The organism is Vibrio frigidus (genome assembly GCF_042465995.1).
GTDB lineage: Bacteria > Pseudomonadota > Gammaproteobacteria > Enterobacterales > Vibrionaceae > Vibrio.
This window is the reverse complement of the sequence record NZ_JBCDMC010000012.1, coordinates 20,180-38,299: the sequence shown is the minus strand read 5'-3', so window position 1 is coordinate 38,299 and position 18,120 is coordinate 20,180. Positions and strand designations below refer to the sequence as shown.

Sequence of the window (18,120 nt, the reverse complement as noted above, 5' to 3'; positions counted from 1 at the left end):
CATTCATTTGTATATCAAAACTAAGGATAACCGCACCTTATGCGCGGCTGTCCGGATTCTTGTATTTACTTATTTAATTTCTAATTCACCGCGCTGATATTCACCAGCTGCTTTTACAAATCCTGCGAACAACGGATGACCATCGCGAGGTGTAGAAGTGAATTCTGGGTGGAATTGAGAGGCGACAAACCACGGATGGTTTGGATTCTCAATTACCTCAACAAGTTTCTTGTCTGCGGATAGGCCTGATACTTTCAGACCTGCTTTTTCAATTTGCGGACGAAGATTGTTGTTTACTTCATAACGGTGGCGATGACGCTCATGGATTGTCGCGCTACCGTAGAGCTCTTTTGCCAATGTGCCTTTTTCTAGATGACATAGCTGAGAACCAAGACGCATAGTACCACCAAGATCAGATTGCTCAGTACGTTCTTCAACTTTACCTTCACCATCGACCCATTCGGTAATCAATCCTACCACCGGATACTTTGTTTCTTTATCAAATTCTGTTGAATGTGCCCCTTCAAGTCCTGCAACATTTCTTGCAAACTCTATTAAGGCGACTTGCATACCCAAACAGATACCTAAATAAGGTACTTTATTCTCACGTGCGTATTGTGCCGCAAGAATTTTTCCGTTAATACCACGGTCACCAAATCCACCAGGAACAAGAATAGCATCTAGACCTGCTAGCACCTCATCACCTTTACTCTCAACATCTTGAGAATCAACGTACTTAATTTTTACGTTTAGACGATTTTTTAATCCGGCATGTTTAAGTGCTTCATTAACAGATTTGTAAGCATCTGGAAGCTCGATATATTTACCGACCATTCCAATGGTTACATCCGCTGTTGGGTTTGCTTCTTCGTAGATGACTTGCTCCCACTCAGATAGATCAGCGTCTGGTGCATCAATACCGAAGCGTGTGCATACTAAATCATCTAAAGATTGAGCTTTTATTAATTGAGGGATTTTGTAGATTGAATCTACATCCTTCATAGAGATAACAGCTTTTTCTGGTACGTTACAGAAAAGAGCAATTTTCTTACGTTCATTCGCAGGAATGATACGATCGCTACGACAAACCAAAATATCAGGTTGTATACCAATAGATAGCAGCTCTTTAACCGAGTGTTGAGTCGGTTTAGTTTTCAGTTCACCAGCAGCAGCTAAATAAGGGACTAATGTTAGGTGCATAAACATAGCATGTTCACGCCCTACTTCAGCCGCTAACTGACGAATCGCTTCCATAAATGGCAAAGACTCTATGTCACCAACAGTACCGCCAACTTCTACAAGTGCGATATCATGGCCTTTAGCGCCGGCATAAACACGATCTTTGATTTCATTAGTAATATGTGGGATAACTTGAATTGTCGCGCCAAGGTAATCGCCACGACGTTCTTTACGAAGAACATCGGCGTAAACACGACCTGCAGTAAAGTTGTTACGTTTCGTCATTTTGGTACGAATAAATCGCTCATAATGACCAAGATCAAGATCGGTTTCTGCCCCGTCTTCTGTAACAAATACTTCACCGTGCTGAGTTGGGCTCATTGTGCCCGGATCAACGTTGATGTAAGGGTCAAGCTTCATCATGGTCACTTTAAGACCACGAGCTTCTAAAATAGCGGCAAGAGATGCGGCTGCAATACCTTTACCTAGTGAGGATACAACCCCGCCAGTAACAAAAATGTAATTTGTCGTCATGTTTAACCTGAAATTGGTTGAATGAGGGAAAAAAGGTGCTTTCTGGACGGGATGTAAATATACCAGAAGCCCTTTATCGCCACAACGTGAAACTTATCACACTTGGTTAATTTATTTTTTGCTTCAAATCAATTCCACCAATCATAAGCTGACGCTGAACGGTTAGGCTGATTCTCGGAACAAAGTATAGACACCGATACTTCACTCTAGCAAGGCACAATGCGACTGGTCAGATCTTATCAATTAAGAAACCTATTTTCGGTGGCGGTCACTAACCACCCTTTTTCACAACATCCCACATGGCATCCAATTCATCCAAACTAAAATCGTCCAATTGTTTTCCTTTCTCACGAACGAGACGCTCAACCCCTTTAAAGCGCTTTTCGAATTTATTGTTTGCTTTACGTAATGCCGCTTCGGGATCTTTCCCTAGATGACGAACTAAGTTAACCGTGGCAAACAGAAGATCACCCAGCTCTTCCTCTACTGCATCTTCATTAGGCGTTACCTGAAGCACTTCTTCTAGAACTTCATCGAGTTCTTCTTTTACTTTATCTACCACAGGACCAAGCGTATCCCAATCAAATCCATGCTTAGCACAGCGTTTTTGAATTTTATTCGCCTTTGAAAGCGCGGGAAGCGACGACGATACGGAATCGAGAATACTCTCCTCTGTTTTGCCTAATTTGGCCTTCTCTCTCGCTTTTTCTTCTTCCCAGTGTGTATTTATATCGTCAACGCTCTCAAATTTAGTTTGAGAAAACACATGTGGATGACGACGAATAAGCTTTTCGTTGACCGTCTCAACAACATCATTAAAATCAAAAAGCTGTTGTTCTTTCGCCAATTGACTATAAAAAATGACCTGAAAAAGAAGGTCACCTAACTCCTCCTTGAGATTGTCCCAATCTTTATTATGTATCGCATCCACTACCTCAAATGTCTCTTCAATAGTATGAGGTACGATGGATTCAAAACTCTGTTTCAGATCCCAAGGACAGCCTTGCTCTGGATCTCTGAGTTGGGACATAATCGAAATCAATTCATCAATAGGATTAGCTGTCATTTTTAACCTTTTATAGTAATTGAATAGAGCGTCTGAGAGACTCTAGTTTAATCTTCTGACTGAAATGACATCTTTAATCTGCTCAATCCTTGAAACAATTCGACTAAGTATTTCAACATTTCTGACCTCTATGTTGAAATCCATTATCGACATTTGACGCTTATAATCACTGCGGCTTTTCATGCTAGAAATCTTTAACTTTTCGTTTGCTAACAGCGTGGTTATGTCTTTAAGTAAGCCGCTTCGCTCTAATGCTTCAATCCTTAACGTAAGTATAAAGTTACCCGCAAAGCTCGCTCCCCAAACCGTATCAATAATACGTTCAGGGGCATGTAACCTTAACTCTGCCAGTTGCTCACAGTCACTTCTATGGACAGAAATGCCCCGTCCTTGTGTAATATAACCGGCGATGATGTCTCCAGGTATTGGCTGACAACAGCGCGCGAGATGAGACATGAGGTTGTCGACCCCTTCAACCACGATGGCGTCTTTATGGGAGTGGCTTTGGCTTGACGATTTAGATTCTGATTCTTGTAGTTTCTCTAGCGCTTGTTTATCTTCTTCTTCCGCCGTCGGCTTATTTACGAGGGCATTTATATGGTTAATAACCTGATTTATTCTCAAGTCGCCGCTACCAATGCCTGCATAAAGTTCATCCGATGTATTTACATTGAACCGTCGAAGTGCGTAATCATTGGCATCCTTCACTGTTGCGCCAATTTTTGCTAATTCTGTCTCTAGGATTTCCCGACCCGCTTCTACATTCTGTTCACGGCTCTCTTTCCTAAACCAGGCGTTGATCTTGGCTCTAGCTCTGCTTGAATGAACAAACCCAAGTGAGCTATTCAACCAATCTCTCGATGGGTTCGGCTCTTTTTGAGTAATGATCTCCACCTGATCACCCATCTCAAGCTTATGGGTAAACGGTACAATTCTTCCGGCCACTTTTGTGCCAATACATCGATGCCCTACCTCTGAGTGAATATGATAGGCAAAATCAAGTGGTGTCGCTCCCATTGGTAAATCAACGACATCACCTTTTGGCGTAAAGGCATAAACACGATCATCAAATACTTGGCTACGAAGTTCATCCAACATTTCACCAGAGTCCGACATCTCTTCTTGCCAGTCGAGCAATTTACGCAACCACGTGATTTTCTCATCATAGCCACTGCGTCCAGTCGATGCGCCTTCTTTATATTTCCAGTGCGCCGCGACACCTAGTTCAGAATCCTCGTGCATTTGTTTCGTTCTGATCTGAATCTCGATTGTTTTGCCTTCCGGACCAAGGATAACGGTATGGATAGACTGATATCCGTTTGGTTTTGGATTGGCAACATAGTCATCAAATTCGCTAGGGAGGTGTTTGTATTTGGTGTGAACAATACCTAGTGCGGCATAACAATCTTGAAGTTCATCGGCAATAATCCTTACCGCACGAACATCAAATAACTCATCAAATGCGAGATTTTTTTTCTGCATCTTCCGCCAGATGCTGTAAATATGTTTTGGACGACCACTCACCTCAGCATTGATATTCGTTGCTTTCATTTCAGACATTAAGTCTGCCACAAAATCATCGATATAATACTCACGTACAATTCGACGCTCAGAAATTTGTTTGGCTATCTGCTTATAGATATCCGATTGCTGATAACGAAACGCGTAATCTTCTATTTCCCATTTTAACTGACCGATGCCGAGTCGATTAGCCAGAGGGGCATAGATATTGGCACACTCCTTTGCTGCGGTTTGGCGCACTTCAATAGGCTTATCTTTGACTTCACGAAGATTGCAGATGCGCTCAGCAAGCTTGATAACAACACAGCGAAAATCGTCGACCATAGCAAGTAACATACGACGGACGTTATCCACTTGACCAGACGCAGCTGAATCGGCTCTGGTGACGTTGAGTTGACCGATGGCGGCCATCTCCTCAACACCATCGATAAGCTTGATAATCTCTTTGCCATAGACTTCTTCCAGCGCCTCTCTTTCAAAGAAACCGCTAGAAACAACAGGAAATAACTGAGCAGCAATCAAGGTTGCTCTGTCCATAGAGAGTGTGATCAATATTTCGATCATCTCTCGACCTCGCCAAAGCAATAACGATGCTTGCTCCTTACCTTCAAGGTGAGTCTCACACTGTCTATAGACTTCCAGAAGCTTTTTACTGGTTTTATTATCCTGTCCTAAGCTAGAAACCCAAGTCTCTAACTCAAACTCTTCATCTTTGTTTAAGTGCGCACTACGTACCGCAACCATTTTGATTCCTAGCTTTTTCTATTTGAAGACTGACACGTCGTCTGTCGTCTTATTTATTTGGTATTTACTCTTTCTTTGAAACAGAGCCATCGATTCTAAATGACTAGTATGTGGAAACATATCCAACATGCCTAGTCGGGTCAATTTAAAGCCTTGGTCAAGTAAACTCTGACAATCTCTGGCAAGCGTAGCAGGATTACAAGAAACGTACACTACGCTCTTAACTCCAAGCTCAAAAAGTTGATCTACAACACCGCTTGCCCCTGCTCTAGCTGGGTCTAGCAACACTTTATCAAACTTAGATTTAGCCCACTCATTATTCGATATATCTTGTTCAAGATTGGTTTGAAAAAACTCGACATTATTAATCTCGTTTTTCTTTGCATTCGCTTTGGCTTGGTCCACCATTTCTTGTATACCTTCAACACCGACAACCGCTTTTGCTTTAGTCGCCATTGGGAGACTAAAGTTCCCAAGGCCACAAAATAGATCGAGCACTCTGTCTTCGCTGGTAATATCTAGCCACTCTATCGCCTGACTCACCATTTGCTGATTCACCTTTCGGTTAATCTGAATAAAGTTCGTTGGCAAAAATGGAATGACAAATCCGCCTTCACTGTATGCTGGCTTTTCGCCTTCCAATAGCTGTAATGTGTCTTGATCCGATAAAACATAAAGCGTTAACGCTTTTCTTTTTGAAAACTCACGTAACGATAACAAGTCTACATCGGGTAACGGTTTCATCACTCTCAACATAAGTACCGGTTGATCATCCCCCAACGCCAGCTCTAAATGGCCTAACTCTGTCTGTTTTTTAAAACTAGTGAGCAGACTATACAATTCAGGCAGCAATTCATTTAGCTTGGGTTCTAGGGCGGCACAATGGGATACCTGCACAATTTGTTTGCTCTGTTTTTTTCGAAAACCAAACTCAAGTTTTGAACCGTTCCCTCTTTGGCCACCTTTGGTATTGAAATACAGGCTTATGCGCGCACGACGTCGGTAACCTTGATCTTCACCAAGAATTGGCGCTGCCAATTCGAGTTCTTCACCAGAGAACTTTTTTATCAACTGGCGAAGAGAATTTTGTTTATGTTTTACCTGTGCAGAATGATTTAGGTGTTGCATATTGCAACCTCCACACTCTTTATAAACAGAACAAAATGCCTCCGTGCGTTCAGGGCTTGGTTTAAGTACTTTGATCAACTTAGCACGATAAAATTTACTTTTGCTCTCAGTGAGTTGAATCAACACTTCTTCTTCAGGCAATACGCCATCGATAAAAACCGTCTTTTTGTTTAAAAATGCTATACCAGCACCTTGATGGTCGAGCCTTTCAACACGAACCTGCTGATGCTTTGGATCTAATGAAGTTTTCTTTTTAGGTTGATAAAAACGCGCCATGTTAAGTCTCTTTTGTCCTAGTATCACTATTCTTACTTGGGAAGATTGTCGAATTGATGTGCTTTGTTTAAGCTATTGATATATTTTCCCATATCCAGACCGCATTGTAATTAGCGAATAAGTAATCAGATAATAATGACCAGATATGGCCTACGAGCCCGCGTAATCACTCTAACTCTAGCGCCAACGTTAATTGTTGGCTTGTTATTGAGTACATTTTTTACCTCAAATCGTTATAACGATTTGGAAACTCAGCTGATCTCTTCAGGAACGAGTATTCTAGAACCTCTCGCGATTGCAAGCGAATATGGAATGACGGAACAAAGCCATGAAGCGGTTCGGCGCATTATTAGTTACGCGCACAGAAAAAATTCGGCTATCGTTCGGAGCATTGCCGTTTTTGATGCTAACCATCAACTATTTGTAACATCTAATTTTCATCCAAATTTTGAAGCACTAACATTTCCCCGAGATAAACCAATACCGCTGTTGACCCATATCGAACTTGTTGACTCTCGTTTGATACTAAGAGCACCCATTATTGCCGAAGGAAAGTTTTTTCTGCAGAGTGAGACCGCGACTGATCTCAATCAACCCCTTGGCTACATTTCCATGGAGCTCGATTTATCGACGCTTAGATTACAACAATATCAGGAAATCTTTGCTGCGCTCGTCGTATTAGTTCTAGGTCTTGGTCTTTCTGCTGTATTTGCGTATCGGTTAATGCACGATGTAACACAACCCATCACCAACATGCAAGAGACCGTCGACCGAATTCGTCGTGGTCATCTAGATTCACGAATTGAAGGCACAATGCATGGTGAACTTGATTCTCTTAAAAATGGTATCAATGCCATGGCAATGTCTTTGTCTGAATACCATGTAGAAATGCAGCATAGTATTGACCAAGCAACATCCGATCTTAGAGAAACATTAGAACAACTTGAAATTCAGAATGTTGAATTAGATATCGCCAAAAAACGGGCTCAGGAAGCCGCTCGCGTTAAATCTGAATTCTTAGCTAATATGTCTCATGAATTAAGAACACCACTTAATGGCGTAATTGGTTTTACGCGCCAAATGCTCAAGACAAATCTATCCTCAAGCCAGACTGATTACCTACAAACTATTGAACGTTCCGCCAACAACTTATTACATATTATCAATGACATATTAGACTTCTCGAAACTTGAAGCCGGCAAGCTATTGCTCGAAAACATCCCGTTTGAATTCCAAGAAAGTTTAGAAGAAGTGGTTAGCTTACAGGCGACCACTGCTCATGAAAAGGGGTTGGAAATCACTCTCAAGGTCGACCCTAAAATCCCTGCGGGGCTCATTGGTGATCCGTTACGTATTCAACAAGTTTTGACAAATTTGATGGGTAATTCCATTAAATTCACTGAACGAGGTAACATTGATATCAGCGTCGAGTTACGAGCAAAGAAAGACGACAGTGTTGAGTTGCAATTTATGGTTCGAGATACCGGTATAGGCATTTCAGAAAGGCAGCAATCTCAACTATTTCAAGCATTTAGTCAAGCAGACGCGAGTATTTCGAGAAGATATGGAGGGACAGGTTTAGGTTTGGTCATCACCCAGAAATTAGTTGGTCAAATGGGAGGAGAGATTAGCCTTACAAGCCGATTACACCAAGGGTCTACATTCTGGTTTACTTTACGTCTTGCAACGACCGACCTTCCGCAGCTTCATCAAGTTGAAAGCCAATATTTGCAAAATAAGCGCGTTCTTCTTATTGAACCAAATATGCAGGCCGCCTCGATCGTTCAGCAACAACTTGGCCAAGAAGGCTTACTGGTTACCTACCAAACCAGCGTGCCAAATGATTTCGATAGACAGGATTGTGCATTGATCAGTCTTTCTCCTAAAAAAGAGAATAGCTTTAAAGAGGTCAGCGAATGGATAGAAAAAACTCAAACCTATGCGGATCAAGTTATCATCGCAATTCCAAGCACAGAACTTGCGTTAGCAGAAAAAATATCTGAAACCTTTCACATCCAATGTATGACGAAACCACTTTCACGCAGAAAACTATTAGGTTCACTTGCTAAGCATCAACAGCAAACAAGTGTGGTGCTAGCTGAACCTGAAGTCGTTGAAATAGATGACTACGAAAAAATGGACCTCAAAGTGATGGCAGTAGATGACAATCCTGCCAATCTAAAATTGATTACAGCATTGCTTTCGGAACGTGTTGAATATGTGGTCTCTTGTTCTAGCGGCAAAAAGGCGATAGACGAAGCGACGAAGCAGAAATTTGATATTGTGCTCATGGATATTCAGATGCCTCATATGGATGGGGTAACGGCGAGTAGGAAGATAAGAGAAATACAGCTAAACAGCGATACCCCTGTCATTGCTGTGACAGCACACGCAATGAGCGGCGAAAGAGATCGTTTACTCAACGCTGGCATGGATGATTATCTAACCAAACCGATAGAGGAACATATCCTTCAGCAGGTATTAGTTCACTGGAACCCAAACGCTCAAGAGTCCGTTGAGAAACTGGAACTGCCCTCTGAAGTGATAATAGAGAGTTCGACCGACAAACCTAAAACAGATGTTATTGTTGATTGGCAAACCGCGCTAAAACAGGCAGCCAATAAAGTGGAACTTGCTAAAGAAATGCTACAAATGCTAATAGACTTTATTGCTGAGGTTTCAGTGGTAGTGGAACAGGTATTGGAAGAGGATGATTATTCAACAGAGGAACTCTTACACTACATCCACAAACTTCATGGCAGTTGTTCATACAGCGGTGTTCCAAAATTAAAAGCGGTGTGTGCTGAGATTGAAAAATCACTTCGTTCGGGAAGAAGTATAGAAGATATCGAACCAGAACTATTTGAACTGCAAGACGAAATGGACAAGGTTCTCACGACAGCGAAGCTTTATCTCAAATAAGATCTGTACTTAAAATAAAAGCTGTATCTTAATAATAAATACAGCTTTTATGGTGACTAAGATTCCATCAATACCGTCGCGACAGCGTAATGTCGTTCATCAGAAATAGACAAGTGTACGTGCGTAACACCTCGCTTATCGGCAATATCTTTGGCTCTGTTTTCTAACATTAGAATCGGTTTGCCATTTTCATCATTACTAATGACGAAGTCATGGAAGGTAACGCCATGGGCAATCCCCGTCCCCAAGGCTTTAGACGCGGCTTCTTTTGCAGCAAAGCGCTTAGCCAAAAAACGGCCTTGCTGCTTAAGAGTCAGATAGATTCGATATTCAGATTCCGCTAGAATTCTTTTGGCAAAAGCATCACCATTTCTTGATAACGCTTTTTCTAATCGCTCTATTTCCGCAATATCCGTTCCTAGCCCAACAATAGCCATCGATCTATCGTCTAGCTTGTATCATTGCCGTTCTCATATCTGCAACCGCTTTGTCTAGGCCGTCAAACACAGCGCGCCCCATGATAGAGTGCCCTATATTAAGCTCATAGAGCTCAGGAAGCGCGGCAATAGCACCAACGTTGTGATACGTTAATCCATGGCCTGCATTTACGGTTATGCCTTGATCATCTGCATAGCTTGCAGCCGCAGCAATTTTTTTGAGTTCGTCTTGTTGATCTTGCTCTGTTTTTGCGTCCGCATAATGACCGGTATGAAGCTCTATAAATGGTGCTTTACAAGCTTTGGCTGCATCAATTTGCTCACGGTCAGCATCAATAAATAACGATACTTTAATACCGGCTTCAGTGAGTTTTTTGGTTGCTGCTTTAATCTTCTCTAATTGGCCTTTAACATCCAAGCCACCTTCAGTGGTAAGTTCTTCACGTTTTTCAGGGACAAGACAAACAAACTCAGGTTTGGTCTCGATCGCTATTTCCACCATTTCATCGGTGACCGCCATTTCTAAGTTCATGCGAGTCTGAATGGTTTCACGAAGAATTCGCACATCTCGATCTAAAATATGACGGCGATCTTCACGTAAATGAACCGTGATACCATCGGCACCCGCTCTTTCCGCTATCTCAGCTGCGTGTACTGGATCGGGATATTTTGTTCCTCGTGCATTACGTAAAGTGGCAATATGGTCGATATTGACCCCTAAAAGAATAGAGCTCATTTCTCATTACTCCGTGTTTTTGGGAATAGCTGTTCTGACAGCAAATAGTTCCCGACTTTTTAATGGTTTACCGCCAAGATAAGGCTTTAAGGCTATACGTGTAAAGCGTTTTGCCGCTTTTAGCTGCTCTTTAGTTAAAAATCGTCTTTCTGAAATAGCAATAAGCTCATTACCAAAGAAAGTAAGGTTATCGTTGCGAACACTGGCAATAAAGCCTTTTTGTTCTCTAAATCGATAGGTCATTTCAGGATCAACAGGTTCTCCTGTCCCTGCGCAATGCATAAAATCGACGCCATAACCTAAAGAGGACAACAATGCCAATTCAAAACGCCTAAGCGCAGGTTCTGGATTTTCAGTTTGTGCAAGTTCAGTAAGAGCATGAAGATAGTCGTGAAATAATGCAGGGTAAGGTGTCTCATTTTCTATTACTCGATCGAGCAGTTCATTCACATACAGTGCAGAGTATAAATTAATACCGTGGATTGGCAGCCCCAAACTAATTGGTTCGGCCTGGCGAAGTGTTTTCATACTGCCTTTTCCAGACCACTTCATGAGTAAAGGTGTAAAGGGTTGTAATGCACCTTTTAAATTGGAACGTTTTCCTCTGGCTCCCTTGGCCATAATGCTAACCCGTCCATATTCTTCGCTGAATACATCAAGAATTAAGCTGGATTCGCTATAGGAACGCCGATGAAGAACAAAACATCTCTGCAGATTTTCTATCATAGTGCATCCCTAAGAAGCTAAATACATGTTCCTTAAATGTGCTACACCATGCAGCCAGTTGATTTCTAGAAGCAAAACAACAGCACCTGAGAGTGCTGCTGTTTTTCATGGGAGAATTTACAAATCGTCCATGTAACCCAATGAACGAAGCGCCCTTTCGTCATCGGCCCAGCCAGATTTCACTTTAACCCATGTTTCTAGATAAACCTTGCGACCAAACAGCTCTTCCATATCTAAACGAGCCTCACGTCCAATCGTCTTTATCTTGTCGCCACCTTTACCGATGACCATTTTTTTCTGGCCACTGCGCTCGACAAAAATCAAGGCATTGATGTGAAACCCATCCGTGTCAGGGTTGTAATCAAATCTCTCTATCTCAACGGTAATGGAATATGGTAATTCATCACCAGTAAAACGCATCAGTTTTTCGCGCACGATTTCTGATGCCATGAAACGCTGAGAACGATCGGTGACATACTCTTCTGGAAAGTGGTGTACGGCTAGAGGCAAGTGCTCACGAACATGCTTACGCAGTACGTCTGTGTTCTTACCATTTTTAGCTGAAATAGGCACGACATCAACGAAATCCATCTTGGTCGATAGCGCCTGCATATGGAGCATAACGTCGTTACGATCCTTGACGTTATCTACCTTATTCATGCAAAGAACAACTGGGAAATTCGCTTTCTTCAGCTTGTTCAACACCATCTCATCGTCGTTAGTCCAGTGTGTGCCATCCACTAAAAACAGAACCAAGTTAACATCGCTTAATGAACTATTTGCTGCTCGATTCATTAATCGGTTAATCGCGCGCTTTTCTTCAATATGTAAACCAGGGGTATCAATATAGATAGCCTGGAAGTCACCATCTGTCTCTACACCCATAATTCTATGGCGAGTCGTTTGCGGCTTTCGCGATGTGATCGAAATTTTCTGCCCAAGAATATGATTGAGTAGAGTCGACTTTCCTACATTCGGACGACCAACAATCGCTATAAATCCGCAACGTTGATCTTCTGTAGAGACGCTTTTCTCACTATTTTTAGCAAAATATGCATCCAAATCAATTTCATTGTTATCTTCAGCCATTGGTTACTTTCTCCAGTGCTATTTCTGCAGCCGCTTGTTCTGCCTTGCGGCGACTGGTTCCAATTCCAATAACAGGTTTATCCACACCCGCTAAAATACATGAAACCGTAAACTCTTGGTTATGGGCTTCACCTTTAATATTAGTCACTGTGTAGATTGGCAACGGCTTTTTACGTCCTTGCAAACACTCTTGCAAGCGAGTCTTTGGATCTTTTTGTGATACACCCGGCTCAATCGACTCTAAACGAGATTGATACCAAGAGAGAATAATTCTTCGTACTCCCTCAACATCGCTATCAAGATAAACGGCACCAATGATTGCTTCCACTGCGTCCGCAAGAATTGAGTCACGACGAAAACCACCACTTTTTAGCTCACCTGGACCTAATTTTAAGTAATCTCCTAGAACGAACTCACGTCCTAGTTCCGCTAGCGTTTTTCCACGCACTAGAGTTGCACGCATGCGGCTCATGTCCCCTTCATCAATCTTAGGGAAACGGTGATAAAGATCGTCTGCAATGACAAAACTTAAAATTGAATCGCCCAGAAATTCAAGACGTTCGTTGTGTTTTCCATTGGCGCTACGATGAGTAAGCGCCAAATGAAAAAGATCAGCATCATTAAACTTATAGCCGATCTTTTTCTCTAATTTGGAGATTGGAGTAGTAACCATGCTCTCTCTATTAATATTAATCTATGCCACCGATGCGATTAAAACGCACACCTGTAGGAATCCATGAAGGCAGTGCACTGCTTGCACCACGTTCAAACTCAAAGCTAATCCAAATACCGACTGCTTTGCCAACTAAGTTCGCTTCTGGTACAAAGCCCCAGTAACGACTATCTGCACTGTTGTCGCGGTTATCTCCCATAACAAAGTACTGATCTTTTGGTACAACCCACTCGCTCACACCACCACGTGGTTGATACGCGCCAACATTATCTTGGCGAAGCGGGTTAATTAAAATTTGGTGATCCGCTTCTCCAAGCTTTTCATCAAGCTGAATAAGAGGAATACCTTGTTGCTGAAATTCACTTTCTACTACGTTAGATAAGTCAACTTGCTTACACGTTTGCTCACCTTGTGGTTGAATGCAAACTTCTTTTTTCTTATTATATCGTACGGTATCGCCAGGCATACCAACCACACGTTTAATATAGTCAATATTAGGTTGTGGTGGATATTTAAAGACAACAACATCACCACGTTCTGGTTTGCCTGTTTCGACTAATTGAGAGCGAAACACAGGATCTTTGATCCCATAAGCGTACTTCTCCACCAAGATAAAATCACCCACCAACAATGTTGGCATCATGGATCCAGATGGAATCTGAAATGGTTCATAAATAAACGAACGCAGTATTAATACAAAAGCAATAACCGGAAAAATTGATACGCTATTTTCAATCCACCATGGTTGCGTCGAAAGTTTACGCGTAATGTCTTCTGTTAAGCCATTTGTTTGCGCTTGTACTTCTGCAACCTTTAGCTGGCGTCTTTTTCCCCATACTAATCTTTCTAAGAGCCAAACAACTCCGGTAACGAGAGTTACTATTACCAATATGAGTGAGAATGTATTAGCCATCGATTTCCCTTTATTTCTAAAAAGAAGAAAGGGCATTGAAATACCCTTTCTTTATTAAAATTTGGTCTAGATTGTATTATTAATCTTTGCCGACATGAAGAATCGCAAGGAAAGCTTCTTGTGGTAATTCAACATTACCTATCCGCTTCATACGTTTCTTACCTTCTTTCTGTTTTTTCAACAGTTTTTTCTTACGGCTAATATCGCCGCCGTAACATTTTGCAATGACGTTTTTACGTAACTGTTTAACCGTTGAACGAGCAATGATATGACTACCAATTGCGGCTTGAATCGCAATATCAAACATTTGACGAGGGATAAACTCTTTCATTTTCTCGACAAGTAAACGCCCACGAGACTGAGCGATATCTTTGTGAGTAATAATAGCAAGTGCGTCCACTTTATCTCCGTTAATAAGTACATCTACGCGTACCATATCGGATTCAGTAAAATGATGAAAATTGTAGTCAAGCGATGCATATCCACGAGAGGTCGATTTCAAACGATCAAAGAAGTCTAAAACCACTTCCGCCATTGGGACATCATAAGTAATCGCGACTTGGGTACCGTGATAAACCATATCCACTTGTGTACCACGCTTCTCGACACACAGAGTAATAACATTACCTAGATATTCTGCAGGCACAAGAATATTACAACGTGCGATTGGTTCGCGAATTTCTTCTAGATCATTAACTGCAGGGAGCTTCGCAGGACTATCAACATAGAGTACATCACCATTGTTTTTCTTAACTTCGTATACCACTGTCGGAGCAGTAGTAATTAGGTCGAGATCATATTCACGCTCTAGACGCTCTTGAATGATCTCCATATGCAACATGCCTAAGAAACCACATCGAAAACCAAACCCTAGAGCGGCTGAACTTTCAGGCTCATAGAATAGTGAAGCGTCATTAAGGCTAAGTTTACCGAGCGCATCACGAAAGTTTTCATAATCGTCTGACGAAACGGGGAATAAGCCTGCATATACCTGAGGCTTAACCTTTTGGAAACCCGGTAGCGCTTCTACACTTCCGTGCTTAGCATGCGTTAATGTATCACCAACGGGTGCGCCCAATATGTCTTTGATACCACAAACAACCCAACCTACTTCGCCAGTGCTAAGTTGATCAGTATCAAGGCGCTTAGGAGTGAAGATACCAATTCGGTCCACACCCCAATCTTGCCCTGTACTCATCACTCTAATTTTGTCATTTTTCTTCAATACGCCATTTTTAATACGTACCAGAGAAACGACACCAAGATAGTTATCAAACCAAGAGTCAATAATCAATGCTTGCAGCGGGGCTTTTGTATCGCCTTTTGGCGCTGGAATTGAGCGAACGATGTTTTCAAGTACTGCATCAACACCTAGCCCTGTTTTAGCCGAGCAACATGTTGCTTCTAATGCTTCAATACCTACGATTTCTTCGATCTCTTCAGAGACACGTTCGGGATCAGCCGCAGGCAAATCAATTTTATTTAGGATTGGAACGACTTCTAAATCCATTTCAATCGCTGTATAGCAATTCGCTACCGTTTGAGCTTCAACACCTTGGCCTGCATCAACAACAAGAAGCGCACCTTCACATGCCGCTAAAGAGCGAGATACTTCATAAGAAAAATCTACATGACCTGGGGTGTCAATAAAGTTCAGTTGATATGTTTCACCATCTTGAGCTTTATAGTCTAACGTAACACTCTGAGCTTTGATTGTGATACCGCGCTCGCGCTCTATATCCATAGAATCAAGGACTTGAGTATCCATTTCACGTTCACTTAAGCCTCCGCAAATTTGGATCAAGCGGTCTGAAAGTGTCGACTTACCGTGGTCGATATGGGCGATAATAGAAAAATTACGAATGTGCTTCATAGGTTGGTGTGACTTAACTCGTTGCAAAAATTGAATGGGAAAAATACGCATCAATGATGGTATTTCGATCAAGTTGCGCGATTCTACCCAATTTCAGGCTTTGCCGCTATCTTCATTTACATTCAAACGTTAATTTGATGTTATTTGTTACCTTTAACTAACGTCAGGATACTCGCTCAGCAATATCAATTTTGTTGCCAAACACTTTTAGTAAGGTGACCATTTGTTCTGATTTCGATTGAAGCTTAGTTGAAAAATGGCGAGCAAGCCAGACTCCTCCTCCCATAAAAAGAAGGGAACATAGTATCGTCCATCCTTCCCCGCCACTGATATCTCCACCACCGAACAGTGGGCTAATAACCAGTTGTCCAAATAGCGCCCCTAACATCAACGCAGCGAGGGGGAGAAGATAAACAAGAGAAGCAAATTGAAGCAGGTTTTTTTCAGGTAGACCAATCTCTATCATCTGTCCTGCTTTTACATTTTCTTGAGTCATCAATGTCCATGCATGGCTCTTATTACCAATCGCTTTAGAGACAATACCAGTACCGCAACTTTTTTGTGAAGAGCAATGGCTACAGCTGGTCTGCTGTTCACAGGATAAGCCAATTTGATATCCCTGCTTTGTCTCTTTCACAGAAACAACGGTTGCCAATGCTGTCATCATTGAGTAGAAACTTCTTCAGTTGCCTTCAAAGGCGATTCTAATTCTGCAGGGGTACTAAAGTTCACTGATTTGGCTATTTTAACTGCAGTCGCAGGTGGAATGTCGCCTACAACAGTCACTTCTTTGCTTCCTCTAACGAAGCTCTGAAGTGTCCTTCTCCCTTGCCTAATTAGTTTGTTTTTTAGTGACAAATCATCCGCTTCAGAAACGTAAACCGAAAAACTGAACAATCCATCGCTATACATTTGGCTCTCTACTACTTTTTGTGTCGTAACCATTTTATAACGATTTAAATTGTGTGCTTCGAACCCTGATGGTATCCATTTTACCTTCCAAAATGACTCCGTCGTTTCTTGCTTAGGCAATGAGATAACATTTGGTAGCTTAACGTCCCCTAACTTAACTAATGCTGAAGCAATACGATCACTCACCGTGTAAGAGATCGTTCTATATTGCTCTAATACTTCACCATCTCTGTCAACGAGGTCGGCTCTAAGGGGTAATTTAGATTTCTCATCTATCCACATCACATAAGAATATCGTTGACCGTCTTTAGGTACAACGCGAACAACTTGTGTAGCCGAATTGGCTTCTCTAGCCCGCCCCATCAGTACAAAGTCGTAATACTCACTCAGTTTCCCAACATCGCTATCAAGCATAGGAATGAGTGGCGCAACCATGTTTCCTGATTCGATAGAAAAAGGCTCTACACCCGGCTCTATATAGCTAATTTCCTTCCCACGGCGAATAACTTCTCTAACAGGTCCGCTTAGATAAACAAGATGCGCGTACACCATATTATCGTCATTAGCATGCATGTACCGAAGAGGTTCAATACTGTTTTTTTTAATTAGAATATAGGAGAGTTCATAATTTAAGTGCTTGCTTGCTTGGTTCATTTGATGCAACAAAGCCTCAGCTGATATTTCCTCAGCTGAGGCTTGCGTTGATATCAAACTGAACAGTGTCAAAGCACTGATCAGAAATTTTTTCATTCAGTTACCGATTCTACTTCTAATCCGTTAACACCTGATTGCTCAGACGATAGGCGAAGTTGAAGTTCATAATCTTGTAGCATCGCGTTTATACGTTTGCGCTGCTGCGTCAGTTGTTGAGCCTCATTATTCTGCTTTGCAGACACCGAGTCTCTAGTCAAACTTACAGGTTCTACACTACCTGCAAAAGGGATAGTTTGCAGAACAGGTAGTTGTTTAGATGCAATATTGGTAGATTCAGAGCCACCATACTGTTGCACACCAACTATTACCATAAGAGAAACACACGCGGCCACACCAACCTGACCAATTTGTGTTAACCATGCAGGTAAACGACGCCGAGCTTGTGCTGGAGTAGGTTGAGACTCAATTAATGGAGTAACCACTGGTTGATGTTCAGGCTCTGCATTGAGCGCTGCTGCTACACTTCCAGCAATATCCCAATTTACTGTTTCAGGAGCCTCACCTCTCATAACATCACCAATAAGATGATAGTTTTTCCAAGTATCCTGACTTTCAACATCCTGTTCGAGCTCTACAATCAGAGCTTCATCCACAGTTTCTCCATCCATAAGTGCTGAAAGTAGTTCTTTGTCAGCCATTTAATTCACCATATCAGTATTCTGGAACTAACCAGAAAA

At 41.9% G+C, this 18,120-nt stretch carries 15 protein-coding genes; 1 reads left to right on the top strand and 14 read right to left on the bottom strand.

Annotation, left to right across the window (positions count from 1 at the left end):
* Nucleotides 1-69: 69 nt before the first annotated feature.
* From pyrG to rlmD, 4 genes are all read right to left on the bottom strand, one after another.
* Nucleotides 70-1,713, bottom strand: a complete 1,644-nt coding sequence (pyrG, locus tag AACW90_RS18680; protein WP_390237480.1) for a CTP synthase — start codon at nt 1,711-1,713, stop codon at nt 70-72.
* Nucleotides 1,714-1,984: 271 nt separating this feature from the next.
* Nucleotides 1,985-2,779 carry a nucleoside triphosphate pyrophosphohydrolase gene (gene mazG / locus AACW90_RS18675; RefSeq protein WP_390237477.1) on the bottom strand — a complete coding sequence of 265 codons (795 nt, stop codon included), beginning with the start codon at nt 2,777-2,779 and terminating at the stop codon, nt 1,985-1,987.
* Between the two features lie 42 nt (nt 2,780-2,821).
* Nucleotides 2,822-5,044, bottom strand: a complete 2,223-nt coding sequence (gene relA / locus AACW90_RS18670; protein WP_390237474.1) for a GTP diphosphokinase — start codon at nt 5,042-5,044, stop codon at nt 2,822-2,824.
* A gap of 18 nt (nt 5,045-5,062) precedes the next feature.
* Entirely contained in the window at nt 5,063-6,448 is a 1,386-nt protein-coding gene (rlmD, locus tag AACW90_RS18665) for a 23S rRNA (uracil(1939)-C(5))-methyltransferase RlmD (RefSeq protein WP_390237471.1), read from the bottom strand.
* A 135-nt stretch (nt 6,449-6,583) separates the two neighbouring features.
* Here rlmD and barA point away from each other — a divergent pair, with 135 nt between their 5' ends.
* Nucleotides 6,584-9,370: a two-component sensor histidine kinase BarA gene (gene barA / locus AACW90_RS18660; RefSeq protein ID WP_390237468.1), complete on the top strand. Its 2,787-nt coding sequence runs from the start codon at nt 6,584-6,586 to the stop codon at nt 9,368-9,370.
* Between the two features lie 56 nt (nt 9,371-9,426).
* Here barA and acpS read toward each other — a convergent pair whose 3' ends face one another.
* The 10 genes from acpS to AACW90_RS18610 all read right to left on the bottom strand — a co-directional run bounded on the left by acpS (nt 9,427) and on the right by AACW90_RS18610 (nt 18,081).
* Complete coding sequence (gene acpS, locus AACW90_RS18655) at nt 9,427-9,807, bottom strand: holo-ACP synthase (RefSeq protein ID WP_390237465.1); 381 nt, start codon at nt 9,805-9,807, stop codon at nt 9,427-9,429.
* Nucleotides 9,808-9,811: 4 nt separating this feature from the next.
* Nucleotides 9,812-10,543: a pyridoxine 5'-phosphate synthase gene (gene pdxJ, locus AACW90_RS18650; RefSeq protein ID WP_195702179.1), complete on the bottom strand. Its 732-nt coding sequence runs from the start codon at nt 10,541-10,543 to the stop codon at nt 9,812-9,814.
* A gap of 6 nt (nt 10,544-10,549) precedes the next feature.
* On the bottom strand, nt 10,550-11,269 hold the full coding sequence (gene recO, locus AACW90_RS18645; RefSeq protein WP_195702178.1) for a DNA repair protein RecO: 720 nt from the start codon (nt 11,267-11,269) through the stop codon (nt 10,550-10,552).
* Between the two features lie 117 nt (nt 11,270-11,386).
* Nucleotides 11,387-12,358 carry a GTPase Era gene (gene era / locus AACW90_RS18640; protein ID WP_390237461.1) on the bottom strand — a complete coding sequence of 324 codons (972 nt, stop codon included), beginning with the start codon at nt 12,356-12,358 and terminating at the stop codon, nt 11,387-11,389.
* Entirely contained in the window at nt 12,351-13,031 is a 681-nt protein-coding gene (gene rnc, locus AACW90_RS18635; RefSeq protein WP_195702176.1) for a ribonuclease III, read from the bottom strand. Before rnc ends, era begins: the two co-directional genes overlap by 8 nt.
* Before the next feature lie 16 nt (nt 13,032-13,047).
* Nucleotides 13,048-13,944: a signal peptidase I gene (gene lepB / locus AACW90_RS18630; RefSeq protein WP_390237458.1), complete on the bottom strand. Its 897-nt coding sequence runs from the start codon at nt 13,942-13,944 to the stop codon at nt 13,048-13,050.
* Between the two features lie 79 nt (nt 13,945-14,023).
* On the bottom strand, nt 14,024-15,817 hold the full coding sequence (lepA, locus tag AACW90_RS18625) for a translation elongation factor 4 (RefSeq protein WP_390237455.1): 1,794 nt from the start codon (nt 15,815-15,817) through the stop codon (nt 14,024-14,026).
* A 163-nt stretch (nt 15,818-15,980) separates the two neighbouring features.
* Nucleotides 15,981-16,484, bottom strand: a complete 504-nt coding sequence (locus AACW90_RS18620; RefSeq protein ID WP_390237452.1) for a SoxR reducing system RseC family protein — start codon at nt 16,482-16,484, stop codon at nt 15,981-15,983.
* Nucleotides 16,481-17,479: a sigma-E factor regulatory protein RseB gene (gene rseB / locus AACW90_RS18615; protein ID WP_390237450.1), complete on the bottom strand. Its 999-nt coding sequence runs from the start codon at nt 17,477-17,479 to the stop codon at nt 16,481-16,483. The genes AACW90_RS18620 and rseB overlap by 4 nt, the downstream gene beginning before the upstream one ends.
* A complete protein-coding gene (locus tag AACW90_RS18610; protein ID WP_390237447.1) occupies nt 17,476-18,081 on the bottom strand; it encodes an RseA family anti-sigma factor in 606 nt (201 codons plus the stop codon). The genes rseB and AACW90_RS18610 overlap by 4 nt, the downstream gene beginning before the upstream one ends.
* Nucleotides 18,082-18,120: the final 39 nt, after the last annotated feature.

Bases quoted from the DNA above. Each gene is read 5' to 3' on its own strand.
- pyrG (WP_390237480.1), bottom strand. From the start codon at position 1,713: ATGACGACAAATTACATTTTTGTTACTGGCGGGGTTGTATCCTCACTA.
- mazG (WP_390237477.1), bottom strand. From the start codon at position 2,779: ATGACAGCTAATCCTATTGATGAATTGATTTCGATTATGTCCCAACTC.
- relA (WP_390237474.1), bottom strand. From the start codon at position 5,044: ATGGTTGCGGTACGTAGTGCGCACTTAAACAAAGATGAAGAGTTTGAG.
- rlmD (WP_390237471.1), bottom strand. From the start codon at position 6,448: ATGGCGCGTTTTTATCAACCTAAAAAGAAAACTTCATTAGATCCAAAG.
- barA (WP_390237468.1), top strand. From the start codon at position 6,584: ATGACCAGATATGGCCTACGAGCCCGCGTAATCACTCTAACTCTAGCG.
- acpS (WP_390237465.1), bottom strand. From the start codon at position 9,807: ATGGCTATTGTTGGGCTAGGAACGGATATTGCGGAAATAGAGCGATTA.
- pdxJ (WP_195702179.1), bottom strand. From the start codon at position 10,543: ATGAGCTCTATTCTTTTAGGGGTCAATATCGACCATATTGCCACTTTA.
- recO (WP_195702178.1), bottom strand. From the start codon at position 11,269: ATGATAGAAAATCTGCAGAGATGTTTTGTTCTTCATCGGCGTTCCTAT.
- era (WP_390237461.1), bottom strand. From the start codon at position 12,358: ATGGCTGAAGATAACAATGAAATTGATTTGGATGCATATTTTGCTAAA.
- rnc (WP_195702176.1), bottom strand. From the start codon at position 13,031: ATGGTTACTACTCCAATCTCCAAATTAGAGAAAAAGATCGGCTATAAG.
- lepB (WP_390237458.1), bottom strand. From the start codon at position 13,944: ATGGCTAATACATTCTCACTCATATTGGTAATAGTAACTCTCGTTACC.
- lepA (WP_390237455.1), bottom strand. From the start codon at position 15,817: ATGAAGCACATTCGTAATTTTTCTATTATCGCCCATATCGACCACGGT.
- AACW90_RS18620 (WP_390237452.1), bottom strand. From the start codon at position 16,484: ATGATGACAGCATTGGCAACCGTTGTTTCTGTGAAAGAGACAAAGCAG.
- rseB (WP_390237450.1), bottom strand. From the start codon at position 17,479: ATGAAAAAATTTCTGATCAGTGCTTTGACACTGTTCAGTTTGATATCA.
- AACW90_RS18610 (WP_390237447.1), bottom strand. From the start codon at position 18,081: ATGGCTGACAAAGAACTACTTTCAGCACTTATGGATGGAGAAACTGTG.